The organism is Actinokineospora sp. UV203 (assembly GCF_056323665.1).
The window spans coordinates 4,096,980-4,110,008 of sequence record NZ_CM150484.1; the positions used below are offsets into that span (position 1 = coordinate 4,096,980).

The following is a 13,029-nucleotide window of genomic DNA, read 5'->3' on the forward strand; positions in this document are numbered from 1 at the left end:
CAGGTGTGCAGGGTCGGCGGACCGGTCGCGTGTTTCCCTCGCGTGACCGAACCCACCGTGAGCGAAGCTATTGACAGCCGCCGGGACTCCGATGCCGGGGAAACCCTTGCCCAATTCCCATTTGACTTTCAGTGAACGTGGATATGCCTGATCAGCTGAGCCCTGGACCGAATTCCCAGTTTTCGGTAGATGCGCGTGAATGTCGCTTCCACAGTTTTGCGACTTAAAAAGAGCTGGTCGGCGATCTCCTGGTTCGTCGCGCCCTCGCCCGCCATCGCCGCGATCCGCGCCTCGGACGCGGTGAGCGCGCCGCCGGTGTCGCCGACCTCGGCGAGCCGGGCGAGCAGGGCGTGCGACTCCTCGATCCACGGTGTCGCGCCCGCCGCGATGAACAGCTCCAGCGCGGCCTCGGCGGCGACGCGCGCGGCCGTGTAGTGCCTGCGCCTGCGCTCGACCTTGGCCTCCACGAGCAGGCAGTGGCCGTGCTCGATCGGCTGCCGCAACACCGAGAACGTCGTTTTCCCGCTGGTCAGCAGGTGCATCGCGGTGGGGAAGTCGCCCTTGGCCGCCCGCACCGCCGCTTCCGCCCGGTCGAGGGTCGCCGCCACCCCGGGGCCGTGCGGGCGCGCGGCGATCGCCTGGCGCACCGACGAGATCAGCTCATCGGCTTCCTCGGGCTCGCCCAGCGCGATCAGCCCGGCGACCATGTCGCCGTGCCTGCGCAGGGTCGTCGGGTCGTCCCAGCCGTGCGCGCGTTCGAATTCCTGGATACACCGGAGAGCGTCCACTCCGCCCGCGGTTTCGCCGCACCGCATTTTGACCTGGGCCAAAAGGTGTAAAAGCCTGAGCTCGTAGAGCACATCGACTTCCTGCCTGCACGCGACGATTCCGCGTTCGGCGTAAGACCGCGCGCGAATGAGACTTCCACCCGCCAGTTCGGCTATCGCGCCCGCGCACCAGGCGGGGCCAGGACTCAGTCCCGCGTCACCGCTGATTTGGATCGCGCGATTCGCGAAGTCGAGGGATTCCCGACAGCGGCCGAGTGTGGCGGCGACCCCGGAGAGCGCGCACAGCACCGCGACGAGTTCCTCGGCGGCGCCGCGCTCCACCAGCACCAACATCCGCAGCAGGTCCTCGCGGGCCTCGTCGAGCCGGTCGTCGAAGGTGGCGAACCGAGCGGCGGTGTAGCGCGGACCCAGGTGCCGATACCCGTCGGCGACGGGCGCGGCCAACGCCAGCCCGCAGTCGAGGAAAGTCAGATAATCCTTGTGTCCCAACAGGTTCCGCGCCTGGGCGCGCACCGAGTGCGCCATCGCCTCCATGCCTGCCTCGCCCGCGGTCCGCGCGTACTCGACGGCCAGGGCGGCGTCATCGTCGGCCGCGCGTGGCGAGCCGCCGATCATCGACGCCCACGAACGCCAGAGATGGATGCGGGCCATGGCCGCCGAGTCGCCCTCGGCGTCGGCGAACGCGGCTGCGACGGTCTCCTCCAGCAGCGCCACCCCCTGGCCGGCCAGACACATCAACGCGATCCGCGCGCGAAACCGTTGCGGTGGATCGGTTTCCGCGCCGAGCACGGCCTCGACCGCGTGGTGCGCGATCTCCGGCACACCAGCCGCGGCGCCGACCTCGGCCGCGGCGACCAGCCAGTCGATCCGCTGGCTCTCCAGTTCCGGCGGGGTGCGGTCGGCGGCGAGCAGGTACAGCTCGGCGGCCAGGTCACGGGCGCCGCCCCGGATGGCCGCCTCGGCCGCGGTCACCAGCGATCGGGCGACTTCACCGTCAGGATCGGCGCAGGCGAGCGCGCGGTGCCGCTCGGCTTCGGCGCCGGAGGTGGCCACGTCGGCGAGGTCGAGGTGGACCCGGGAGCGGCGCGCGGCCGGGAAGCTCTGCGCCACCACGGTCGCCGCGTCGGGCGGAGTGAAGCGGATGTTCACGCCGTCGGACACCAGCAGCCCCGCTTCGGCCGCGGCGGCGATGTCGGCTTCGGCTTCGTCGCGGCCCGCCCGGAGCAGCAGCCGCGTCGACGGGCGCGCGGCCAAGGCGCAGACCAACAGTGTCTCGCGGACCTGGTCGGACAGACCGCGCAGCTTGTCCTGGGTCAAGGCCCGCACACGCGGTGGCTTGCCGTCGGCGGAGCGGGCGGCCAGCGCCAGCGCGAGGTGGGGATTGCCCGCGGAGTCCGCGTGGATCTTCATGGCGGCGCGGGCGGGCAGGCCGTGCGGGTCGAGCAGTTCGGCGACGTCGTCGGCGGTCAGCGGCGGAACCGTCGCCTCGGTGACCGGCGGCGGGGCAAGCGCGCGCAGCCGGTGGCCCGCCTCCGACCCGTGGCCCGCGAGGACGATCCGCACCGCGAGTCCGTCGAGCCTGCGGGCCGCATAGGCGAAGACGTCGGCGGTGGCCGCGTCGAGCCAGTGCGCGTCGTCGATGAGCAGCAGCACGGGGATCCGCGCGGCGCAGTGGGTGAGCAGCGCGTGCCAGCCGAGCCGCCGGACAGCCCGACCGTCGCCGCCGGACCGCTTCCCGCGCCGCACCGCCCGCAGTGCGAGCCGGTGTTGGCTGGTCAGCGCCCCGAAGTGCTCCTCGGGCACTTGGCCGAGCAGATCGGCCAGGCCCTGGTAGACCATCCACCGCTCCGACTCCGCGCCCGAAGCGCGCAGCACCAGCTCTCCCCGCGCGCGGGCCGCGGCACCGAGCTCGTCGAGCAGCGCGGACTTGCCGATACCGTGGGGCCCGTCGAGCAGCAGGCTGTCACCGGCGGCGAGACACGCTTCGAGGAGCACCAGCAGCTCGTCCCGGCCGACCAGCGGTCGGCCGGGCGGTCGCACGGATCGAAGCGTTCGCGTCACAGGGTCGACGGTCCGTCTCACTCTTCGCTGGGCGGAAGCGTCGACACAGTACAGATGTGCGCATACGTGCATCAAGGGATGCGAGCACTTCTCACAATCAGAAGTAGCAGTCCTGAACCGCGAGCTCCAGGCGCATCTCCGAGACCTTGCCGTCCCGGACGAGGAACCAGAACCGCTTGCCCTCGTGCCCGGGGACCCGCGTGACCCACTCGCCGACAGCTCCGTGGCTGCCCGCCGAAATCGGGTAAGCCTTCTTCATGTCGCTCTCGGACGACCCGAGCATGAGCGACTCCGCGGTCAACGGCCGCGCGGGTCCGTTGGCGAGGCGGACCAAGCCGTGGGTGGGCGAGATGACGACGGCGTAGCGGGCCGCCTCCTTGGGGGTGCCCTTGTAGTCGTAGCCCTTGCAGCCCTTCGACGAGATCGGCTGCACGTTCGGCGTGATCAGCCCGGTCGCCTCGGCCTGCTCGGCGGTCATGCCGAGCCGCAGCGCGAGATACCCGTCGGGGCCGAACGACACGGTTCCGTCCCGGCCGTCCTCCAGCGGCGCGCTCGACGGCGCGGACGTCGTCGGCTTCCCGGTGACCGACCCGGTGCGCGTGCCGCTGCTGCCCGGAGCGCGCACCGAGGTGGGCGCCGGGTCCTCGCTTCGCTCGGTGGCCGTGGGGTTGGCGGTCGCGCTGATCGACCCGGCCGCGCCGGGCACCGAGTGCGTGGGTCCAGGCTTGGCCAGCACGATCGCCGTGCCCGCCAGCAGGCTCAGCGCGGCCGCGCCGCCGACCGCGGTCATCGCGATCCGACGCCTGCGGACCCGGCGCGCACCGGCCACGACGGCCTCCGCTGCGCCATGGCGAACGGGGACGTCGAGGCGTTCATCAGCGAACAACCGCTGGAGTTCGTCATCGAGGTTCACTGGTTACCTGCCTTCGACTGTCGCGGCGAGTCTCGTGCGCAGCGTGGCCATCGCCTTGCTGGCCTGGCTCTTCACCGTGCCCTGGCTGACGCCGAGCGTCTGGGCGATCTCGATCTCGGACAGTCCTTCGTAATACCGCAGCACGACCACGGCACGCTGCCGCGGCGGGAGGTCACGCAGCGCGTGCCAGAGCGGCTCATCCTCGAACGCATACCGTTCGCGGGTGACCGCCGTGTCGGGGATGTCGGACACCAGGCTCTCGCGCCTCGACCGCCGCCAGCGGCTGACGTGCGCGTTCGCCATCGCCCGCCGGGTGTAGGCCAGCGGGTCCCCCGTCTTGCGCACCACCAAGCTCCACCGAGAGCCGATCTTCTCCAGGACTCCCTGGACAAGATCCGCCGCATCGTGCGGATTGCCGGTCAGCGCGTGCCCGTACCGGAGCAATCCCGGCATGGCCGCGCTGACGAATTCGGCGAAGTCGTCCACCGTCGCCGCACCTTTCCCCCAGTCGACGTCACTGAACCACGTGACGCCCCCCACCAACTCAGGGGAAATCGTAGCCATCGGTGAACCCCCTCCCCTCGGTGCGTGCTCTCAAGTCCACGCTTGGAGGAGGCCGCCGGTTGCCTTCCGCGGGCAGTGATCTAAGTCACTCAGCTGACGCACCTTGGCCGAGATCTGGATGGCGGTCTTCGAATGCCCGGTCAGTCGTGCACGGCGCACCTGGCGCTGGACCCGTGCGGCTAGCGTCGGGCGAGCGACTCCGGAAGTTCGAATTCCCCGGTCGGCCCCGGCACGAAGTCATGCACCGCGACCACGGCTTTCGCCGGGATCGGGCCGTAGACGTGCGGGAACCACGGCCCGTTCTCGATCGCGGGCACGGCGGGTTCCCACCGCACCGGCACATCGACCAGGGCCGGGTCGATCTCCAGGAGCACCAGGTCGGTCCGACCGGCGTAGAGCCGGTTCGCCGGCAGGTGCACCGTGCCCGGGTCGGAGCAGTGCACGAACCCCTCGGACTCCAGGCTCGCCGCCGTGATCTCGGCGGCGGGCCAGGAGCCGCGCGGGAAAATGTGCAGGATCAACGGATCGTGATCTGCCTGCCGAGCAGGCCGTCGCGGGAGCGGCGCTCCGGAACGGTCAGCGGCTCGGCGTCGAGGGACGCGAGGGCGGTGTCGAGGCGCTTGCCCAGTTCCTCGGCGCCGGTGACCCACTCGCGGGCGTGCAGCTCGCGGTCGAGGTCCCACACCGGGACGAGCAGGCCGTGCGCGCGGAACGACCCGGCGTAGCGCGACCCCTCGCCCAGGGTGAGTTCCCCGCGCGCGGCGAGGCGGGCCATGGCGGCGAGCAGCTGCTCCTCCGGCTCGGGACGGACCCAGCGCAGGTGCGCCTTCTCCCCCGCGTCGACCCAGTAGGCCGACGGGCCGATGCGCTCGGTCGGCAGGATCGCGCTGTTGGCGCGCTCCAGCGACAGCGCCACCTCGGTGGTGGGCTCGGTGCCCTCGGGCATCCACCACGTGAAGTCGGAGTGCACCTCCGGCTCGAACGCGGCGTCCGGGTCGACCAGGTCCTGCAGCCGCTCACGGTCCTCGGCGGCCTCGGTCTCGGGGCCGACGACCGGCAGCACGTCACCGGGCTTGGCGTCGAGCACCCAGCGCAGGGCGCGGGCCAGGTCGCGGCTGATGTCGTTGGACCGGGTCTGCACCTGCAGCCCGACGAACGCGACGTCGTCGGCGCGGACCAGCGCGGCGGCCGCCATCGGCAGCACGGTCGCCAGGGTGACCTCGCGGCCGCCGTCCTTGAGCGTCAGCTTCGCCGTGCCGGACGGGACGAACTCGCGCAGCGCGATCAGTTCGGTCTCGCCCGCCAGTCCCTCGAACGGCCGGGCGACCGGGACGTCGACGACGCCACCCGCCAGACCGTGACAGGCCTTGTAGCGCTTGCCCGAACCGCAGGGGCAGGGCTGGCGCGGGTTGATGCCCGATGAGTCCTCTGCCTTGACCTTGCGGGTGTTCTTCACCGCGGTACGCCTGGACATCGTCGAACTCCTTGCCGGCCGGTCAATTGATGCGCAGGACGCTACCCAATCGACAGATGCGGATAACCCCTCGGGTGCCGCGAATGTCGAACTCGGTTGCGGGAAGGGGCGACTCGTTGCCCTGGCGGGGCGACTCGCGGGTCAGGTTAGGGCGGTGCGGGCGGCGGCCGGGTCGTTGGTGGCCAGCCACCGCACGCCGATGTCCCGGCAGAAGCGGATGTCCTCGGGGTCGTCCACGGTCCACACGTAGGTGCCGTGACCGGCGGCGGCGGCGCGGGCGACGTAGCCGGGGTCGGCGCGGAGCAGGGACAGGCCGGGGCCGGTGTAGTCGGCGAACGCGGGCTGGGCACCCGCCCGCAGCCACGGCCACATGCGGTCGATCAGCAGGACCGTGGGCACGCTCGGCACGAGCGCCCGGACCCGCCGGACGGCCCGGGTGGAGAACGACATCACCACCACGGGCGAGCCGTCCTTCGACGGCTGCTCGGCAAGCCCGTGTTCGTCGAGCAGCGCGACGAGTTCCGTCTCGACCCGGCCGGCGAACCGCACCGGGTGCTTGGTCTCGATGAACAGGCCCGCTTTATGGTCGAGGGCCAACTCGACGAGCGTGCGCAGGGTGACGACACCGCGTTCGCCGCCGAAGTCCAACTCGGAGAGCTGCGCGAGGGTGAGTTCGCTGACGACGCCCGTGCTGCCGGTCGTGCGGTTCACGGTCCGGTCGTGCACACAGACCAGGTGCCCGTCGCTGGTGAGCCGGACATCGCACTCCAGCGCGTCGGCACCCTGTTCCAGGGCGAGTTCGAACGCGGCGAGGGTGTGTTCGGGCCGGAGGGCCGACGCGCCCCGGTGAGCGACTAGCTGCACGCGGGGGATCATGCCACCGTGGCGGCATGACGTTCGACCCGAGCGACCCCACCTTCGTCGCCAACCCCTACCCGGCCTTCGCCGAACTGCGCGCACGGGCGCAGGTGCACTGGCACGACGGCCTCGGCATGGCGGTCGCGGTGTCGCACGCGGCCTGCTCGACCGTCCTGCGCGAACGGTCACTCGGTCGACTGTGGACGGACGCGGCACCGGCCGAGGCGTTCACGGCGTTCAACCTGGTGCACCGAAATTCGTTGCTGGAAAACGAACCCCCGACCCACACCCGGCTGCGCAGGCTCATCTCGACGGCGTTCGCCCGCGGCCACACCGAGCGCCTGCGGCCGTGGGTCGAGGACCTCGCCGACCGCATGGTGGCCGACCTGGCGGCGCACATCGACGCCGACGGGTCCGCCGACCTGCTCACGCACGTGGCGGCCCCGCTGCCGATCGAGGTCATCGGCGAACTGCTCGGGGTCCCCACCGCCGACCGCCGACTTCTCGGGCCGTGGTCGAACGCGATCGTGAAGATGTACGAGTACGGGCTCACGGACGAGCAGACCCGGGCGGCGGAGACCGCGGCCCAGGAATTCGTCGACTACCTGCGCGCGCTGGCCGACGAGCGCGCCCGACAGCCCGGCGACGACCTGGTCAGCGACCTCGTGTCGGTCCGCGATGGGGGTGACCGGCTCAGCCAGGACGAACTGGTGGCGACCGCGATCCTGCTGCTGATGGCGGGGCATGAGGCGACGGTCAACGTGATCGGCAACGGGGTGTACGCGCTGCTCACTCATCGGGAGCAGTGGGACCGGGTGGTGGCCGATCCTGGGCTCGTGCCCACGGCGGTGGACGAGATGATCCGCTTTGACGCGCCTTTGCAGCTCTTTGAGCGGACCGCGACGGAACGGGTCGAGGTCGCTGGGTATGTGGTCGAACCGGGGCAGAAGATCGCCGCGCTGTTGGGGGCGGCGGCGCGGGATCCGCAGGTGTTCGCTTCGCCGGACCGGTTCGATGTGGGGCGGTCGCCCAATCCGCACCTGGGATTTGGGGCCGGAATCCACTACTGCGTCGGCGCTCCACTGGCAAAAGTGGAGATCGCCGCCGCGTTGAGGGCATTGACCCGACGGCTTCCGGACCTAAGGCTGACCGGCGAAGTGGTCCGGCGACCCGAGTTCGTCATCAGAGGCCTCCGCTCGGAGGAGGTCGGGCGACTCAGCGCGTAGCCCCGGGCTGTCGTGATGTCCGCAGTGGCGGGGCGGGTGCGCCCTCCACCCGGACCACCCGCATCAGCCGTGCGGACGCGGGGTCGACCGGTGCGAGCAGCGCCGACAGTCTGACCACCAGCACCACGGTCATCCCGGCGAACACTGCCGCCGCGACATCGGTCGCCGCCGTCAGCAGGACACCGTCCGCCAGTGCCTGGACGCCGTCGCGCAGGCGCCACAGGAGGGTCGCGGCGAACAAAGCTCCGCTGACGGACAGGGTGGCCCACCACCAGCGGACCAGTTTGCTCGGGGACGGACGTTCGTCAGCGGGCCTTCGCAGCGCGGCGTGTTCGAGTTCGGCCGCGGCGGCGCCGGGGACCAGCAGGTTCAGCCCGGGGATCAGCAGGGCGAGCACCACGTGGGTGGCGGGCCGGGCCGATTCGTAGCCCGAGACCTCCGCCGCCGCCTGCCTCGCGGGTACCAGCCACCACAGGGTGGCGGCTGTCGCGGCGGCGCCGACCAACAGCGTCAGGTAGGCGCCGGTGATCACCAGGCTGTCGGACAAGTCCACTGTCCCGCTGTGCAGGGCGCTGGTTCGCGCTTCGACCAGCAGGACGTAGCGCCAGATCTCCGCGGCCGCGGTGAGCACCGCGAAGACCGACAGCATCGTCAGCATCACCACCGCGAACCTGGCCCGGACCCGCAGACGCTCGGCGACCGGTGCGGCTTCGGTTCCCGTGGGCACCGCCGTCGGCCAGCGCCAGGCCAGGGCGGGGAAGCCCCAGCGTGGCGGGGTCCGGTAGGAGGGCGGGCCGGTGTAGCGGGTGAACCGGCGCGGCGGTGCGGGCGCCGACGGGCCGGGTGGCGGGGTGGCCACCCAGTCCATCGGCATCCGTCGCGGCGGTGGGTACTGCACTTAGAGGACCTCGGGCTCCTGGCCGGACATACACGACATGGGCCTGCTGGAGTGCGCCCACGCGTGCATTCCGCCGTCGACGTTGGTCGCGTCCCAGCCGTTGGCGTTGAGGTACTGGGTGACCCGCGCCGACCGGCCGCCGGAACGGCAGATCACGTAGACGGCGTTGTCCGCGGGCAGCTCGTCGAGCCTCCCGGCAAGCTCGCCCATGGGGATGTGCAGCGCGGCGGGCGCGTGGCCGGCGTCCCACTCGTCCTGTTCGCGGACGTCAAGGAGCGTCACGTTGGTCGGCAGCTCGACGGGCATGTCCGGGACGTCCACGCTCGGCACGTTGTTAGGCATCACAGTGACGATGCTGCCACGCCGACCCGTAGAACGGTCGTGAAGGCTCGGTCAGTGCTCGGTCGCTTTCTCCGAGTCGATTCCGGTCAGCGCCCGAACCTCCATCTGGGCGAACTTGGCCGCGTCGCGCTCCGGCGACAGGACCGTGCCCAGCCAGCCGAGGAAGAACGACACCGGGATCGACACCAGGCCGGGGTTGGCCAGCGGGAAGAAGTCGAAGTCGGCGTTCGGGAACATCGCGCCCGCCTTGCCCGAGACGGCGGGCGAGAACACGATCAGCGTCACGCAGACGCCGAGCCCGCCGTAGATGCTCCACAGCGCGCCCGAGGTGTTGAATCGCTTCCAGAACAGCGAATACAGGATCGTGGGCAGGTTCGCCGACGCGGCGACCGCGAAGGCGAGTGCCACCAGGAACGCGATGTTCTGCCCGTTGGCGACGATGCCGCCGACGATGGCGACCGCGCCGATGACCACGGCGGTGATCCGCGCGACCCGCACCTCCTGGTCCTTGTCGTCGGCCGCGCCGCGCTTGATGACGTTTGCGTAGATGTCGTGCGCGAACGACGCCGACGCGGTGATCGTCAGCCCGGCGACGACGGCCAGGATCGTGGCGAACGCGACGGCGGCGATGAAGCCGAGCAGGAGCGGTCCGCCGAGCGCCTCGGCGAGCAGCGGCGCCGCGGAGTTGACCTTGCCGGGCGCGTTCTTGATCGCCTCCGGGCCGACGAGCGCGGCGGCGCCGTAGCCGAGGACCAGGGTGAACAGGTAGAAGATGCCGATCAGGACGATCGCCCAGACCACCGAACGGCGGGCTTCCTTGGCCGACGGCACGGTGTAGAAGCGCATCAGGATGTGCGGCAGGCCCGCGGTGCCGAGGACGAGCGCGATCGCCAGCGACAGGAAGTCGAGCTTGCTGATCCCGGTCGCGCCGTACTGCAGCCCAGGGCCAAGCACCTTCTCCCCCGCGGCGGGACTGTTGTCCACAGCCGCGCCGAGCAAGGTTGACAGGTTCATCCCGTACTTGGCGAGCACCCACACCGTCATCACGGCCGCGCCCGAGATCAGCAGGACGGCTTTGATGATCTGCACCCAGGTGGTGCCTTTCATGCCGCCGATGAGCACGTAGAGGATCATCAGCGCGCCCACGATCACGATGACGACCGCCTGGCCCACCTTGCTCTCGATGCCGAGCAGCAGGGCCACCAGACCGCCCGCGCCCGCCATCTGCGCGAGCAGGTAGAAGAACGAGACCGCCAGCGTCGAGGTCGCCGCCGCCGCGCGCACCGGGCGCTGGCGCATCCGGTAGCTCAGGACGTCGCCCATCGTGTACTTGCCGGTGTTGCGCAGGAGTTCGGCGACCAGCAGCAGCGCCACCAGCCAGGCGACGAGGAACCCGATCGAGTAGAGGAAGCCGTCGTAGCCGTAGACCGCGATCGCCCCGGCGATGCCGAGGAACGACGCGGCGGAGAGGTAGTCGCCGGAGATGGCGATGCCGTTCTGCGGGCCGGTGAAGGCGCGGCCCGCGGCGTAGTAGTCCGACGCGGTGCGGGTGTTCCTGCTCGCGCGGAACACCACCACGAGCGTGACGGCGACGAACGCGGCGAAGATCCCGCCGTTGAGCAGCGCGTTGGAGTTCATCGGCGGTCACCTTCCAGGCGCTCGCGGAGCTCCTCGGCGAGCGGGTCGAGATTCCGGTCGGCGTGCCGCACGTAGAGGAAGGTGATCAGGAAGGTGGAGACGAACTGGAGCAGCCCGAACAGCAGTCCGACGTTGATGTTGCCGACGACCTTGGTCGCCATGAACCCGTGCGCGTAGTCCGCCAGGACCACGTAGAGCAGGTACCAGCCGAGGAACGCGAGGGTCATCGGGAAGACGAAACGGCGGAGTCGCCGCTTGAGTTCGACGAACTCTGGACTCTCCTGGACCTGTATCCAGTCGGTGTCTTCTGAACTGGTCACCGGTGACCCTCCGCACGTGATCGACTCCGTAGCGGGCACACAGTCCCACGGCAGCACACGTGCGACACCCGTCGAACCAGGTTATGACTCGAAAGGGTGAAATTCCCACCACCCAAACGGGTTTAGAGTGATTTAGCGGCGGTGTCGGCCATTGGCCAGCCGGGCGCGGTCCTCGGCGGCCCCGAACCGGGCGATGTCGCGGTCGCGGATGAATCCGAGCCGGTCCGGGGCGTGCATCCGCATCCGGATTCGGTTGGCGTCGAGCGGCAACTGGCTCTGCGTCGCCTTGCTCATGATCAGCACCGCGAGGAACGCCGCGGGCACCGTCACCAATGCGGGTTGCTGGAAGAACGCCGGGGCCCAGCCGCCGGTGTACCCACTGATGATGTTGGTGACGAGCGCGGCGAGCACCAGACCGCCCCCGAGGAGCATCCCGGCCGCGGCGCCGACCCACGTGATCTTGCGCCACCAGATGCCGAGCAGCAGCACCGGGCAGAACGTGGACGCGGCCAGCGCGAACGACAACCCGACCGACAGCGTGATGTCCGAGGGACGAAGCAGGATCGCCAGCGCGAGCGGAGCCAGACCGGCGATCGCGGTCGCGACCCGGAAGTCACGCACCCGACCGCTGAACACGTCGGTCGACAGCACCCCGGCGACGCTCACCACCAGCCCGGACGACGTCGACAGGAAAGCCGCGAAGGCGCCCGCCGACGTGACCGCGCCCAGGATCTGCCCGAGCAGGCCGGGCGCGATCTTCATCGGCAGCGCGAGCACCGCGGCGTCCGTCCTGCCCGTGACCAGCAGCTCCGGCACGTACAGCCGCGACAGCGCGCCCAGCATGATCGGGAACAGGTAGAACAGCCCGAGCAGCATGAGCACGTGCAGCGTCGTGCGGCGCGCGGCGCGGCCGTCGGGGTTCGTGTAGAAGCGCACCAGGACGTGCGGCAGCCCCATCGTCCCCAGGAACAGGGCCACGATCAGCGAGTACGTGCTGAACAGGTCGCCCGACCCGGACACCGGCCGCAGCCAGGACTCGTTGTCCGACGGCGCTCCCCGCACCACCGGAACCGGCGACCCGGCGGTGAAGCGAAGCTCCGTGCCCTCGCTGACGGTGTGCTGCCCGGCGCCCCAGTAGACCCGCCCGCCGCGGGCGCCGTCGACCCGGCCGCCGGTCGCGGTGAGCGTCACCGGATCGGTGACGGTGAGGACCACGGGTGTCTCGACGGTGATCACCACATCGGTCGGAAACCGCGGCGGCATCGGGTCGCTCAGCCCCGTCACCCCGGCGCCGCGCACGCCACCGTCGCCGAAGAACAGCGCCACCATCACGAAGGTCGGGGCGGCGATCGCGAAGAGTTTGAGCCAGTACTGGAACGCCTGCACCACGGTGATCGCGCGCATGCCGCCGCCGAAGACGTTCACGAACACGACGCCCGAGACCACCGCGGCGCCGACCCACACCGGGGCGTCGGGCAGGATCTGATGGACCGTCAGTCCGGCGCCCTGCAGCTGCGGGACCAGGTACAGGATGCCGATGAAGATCACGAAGACGGCGGCGAGCTTGCGCATCCCGGTCGACCCGAGCCGGGCCTCGCAGAAGTCGGGCAGTGTGTACGCCCCGGACCGGCGCAGCGGCGCGGCGACGAACAGCATCAGCAGCAGGTAGCCCGCGGTGAAGCCGATCGGGTACCAGAGAGCGTCCGCGCCGTCCTTGAGCACCAGGCCCGCGATCCCGAGAAAGGACGCCGCGGACAGGTACTCACCGGAGATCGCCGCGGCGTTGCGCCGGGACCGCACGGTGCGGCGGGCGACGAGGAAGTCCTGGGTGGTGTTGGCCAGGCGGGAACTGCGGAAGCCGATGGAGAACGTGGCGAGACCGACGAGCAGGATCCCGGCCATCGCCCAGGCGTTCAGTTCCAAGTCGACCGGTCTCTGTCGTGTCCG

At 70.7% G+C, this 13,029-nt stretch carries 12 protein-coding genes; 1 reads left to right on the forward strand and 11 read right to left on the reverse strand.

What is annotated here, in order from left to right; all coding sequences use genetic code 11:
• Nucleotides 1-128 precede the first annotated feature (128 nt).
• The 6 genes from ACUZ2Y_RS19535 to ACUZ2Y_RS19560 all read right to left on the reverse strand — a co-directional run bounded on the left by ACUZ2Y_RS19535 (nucleotide 129) and on the right by ACUZ2Y_RS19560 (nucleotide 6,664).
• A complete protein-coding gene (locus ACUZ2Y_RS19535; protein ID WP_476320924.1) occupies nucleotides 129-2,828 on the reverse strand; it encodes an AAA family ATPase in 2,700 nt (899 codons plus the stop codon).
• A gap of 118 nt (nucleotides 2,829-2,946) precedes the next feature.
• Entirely contained in the window at nucleotides 2,947-3,762 is an 816-nt protein-coding gene (locus ACUZ2Y_RS19540; RefSeq protein WP_476320926.1) for a hypothetical protein, read from the reverse strand.
• Nucleotides 3,763-3,765: 3 nt separating this feature from the next.
• On the reverse strand, nucleotides 3,766-4,248 hold the full coding sequence (locus ACUZ2Y_RS19545) for a SigE family RNA polymerase sigma factor (RefSeq protein ID WP_476320928.1): 483 nt from the start codon (nucleotides 4,246-4,248) through the stop codon (nucleotides 3,766-3,768).
• A gap of 257 nt (nucleotides 4,249-4,505) precedes the next feature.
• Nucleotides 4,506-4,847, reverse strand: a complete 342-nt coding sequence (locus ACUZ2Y_RS19550; RefSeq protein ID WP_476320930.1) for a DUF952 domain-containing protein — start codon at nucleotides 4,845-4,847, stop codon at nucleotides 4,506-4,508.
• On the reverse strand, nucleotides 4,844-5,800 hold the full coding sequence (locus ACUZ2Y_RS19555; RefSeq protein ID WP_476320932.1) for a DUF5926 family protein: 957 nt from the start codon (nucleotides 5,798-5,800) through the stop codon (nucleotides 4,844-4,846). The genes ACUZ2Y_RS19550 and ACUZ2Y_RS19555 overlap by 4 nt, the downstream gene beginning before the upstream one ends.
• Nucleotides 5,801-5,941: 141 nt before the next feature.
• Complete coding sequence (locus tag ACUZ2Y_RS19560; RefSeq protein WP_476320934.1) at nucleotides 5,942-6,664, reverse strand: glycerophosphodiester phosphodiesterase; 723 nt, start codon at nucleotides 6,662-6,664, stop codon at nucleotides 5,942-5,944.
• A gap of 26 nt (nucleotides 6,665-6,690) precedes the next feature.
• Between ACUZ2Y_RS19560 and ACUZ2Y_RS19565 the strand changes: the two genes are divergently transcribed.
• Nucleotides 6,691-7,884 (forward strand): cytochrome P450, encoded by a 1,194-nt coding sequence (locus ACUZ2Y_RS19565; RefSeq protein ID WP_476320936.1) that lies wholly within the window; start codon nucleotides 6,691-6,693, stop codon nucleotides 7,882-7,884.
• Here the strand turns inward: ACUZ2Y_RS19565 and ACUZ2Y_RS19570 are convergent.
• The 5 genes from ACUZ2Y_RS19570 to ACUZ2Y_RS19590 all read right to left on the reverse strand — a co-directional run bounded on the left by ACUZ2Y_RS19570 (nucleotide 7,874) and on the right by ACUZ2Y_RS19590 (nucleotide 13,005).
• Nucleotides 7,874-8,782, reverse strand: a complete 909-nt coding sequence (locus ACUZ2Y_RS19570) for a DUF4328 domain-containing protein (RefSeq protein WP_476320938.1) — start codon at nucleotides 8,780-8,782, stop codon at nucleotides 7,874-7,876. The genes ACUZ2Y_RS19565 and ACUZ2Y_RS19570 overlap by 11 nt on opposite strands.
• Nucleotides 8,783-9,124, reverse strand: coding sequence for a rhodanese-like domain-containing protein (locus ACUZ2Y_RS19575; RefSeq protein WP_476320940.1), 342 nt, complete (start codon nucleotides 9,122-9,124; stop codon nucleotides 8,783-8,785). It lies immediately after the preceding gene.
• A gap of 51 nt (nucleotides 9,125-9,175) precedes the next feature.
• The gene (locus ACUZ2Y_RS19580) at nucleotides 9,176-10,762 is read right to left on the reverse strand and encodes a solute symporter family protein (RefSeq protein WP_476320941.1); all 1,587 of its coding nucleotides are present in this window, start codon (nucleotides 10,760-10,762) and stop codon (nucleotides 9,176-9,178) included.
• Nucleotides 10,759-11,082, reverse strand: a complete 324-nt coding sequence (locus tag ACUZ2Y_RS19585; protein WP_476320943.1) for a DUF485 domain-containing protein — start codon at nucleotides 11,080-11,082, stop codon at nucleotides 10,759-10,761. The genes ACUZ2Y_RS19580 and ACUZ2Y_RS19585 overlap by 4 nt, the downstream gene beginning before the upstream one ends.
• A 132-nt stretch (nucleotides 11,083-11,214) precedes the next feature.
• On the reverse strand, nucleotides 11,215-13,005 hold the full coding sequence (locus tag ACUZ2Y_RS19590) for a sodium/solute symporter (RefSeq protein ID WP_476320945.1): 1,791 nt from the start codon (nucleotides 13,003-13,005) through the stop codon (nucleotides 11,215-11,217).
• Between the last annotated feature and the right edge of the window lie 24 nt (nucleotides 13,006-13,029).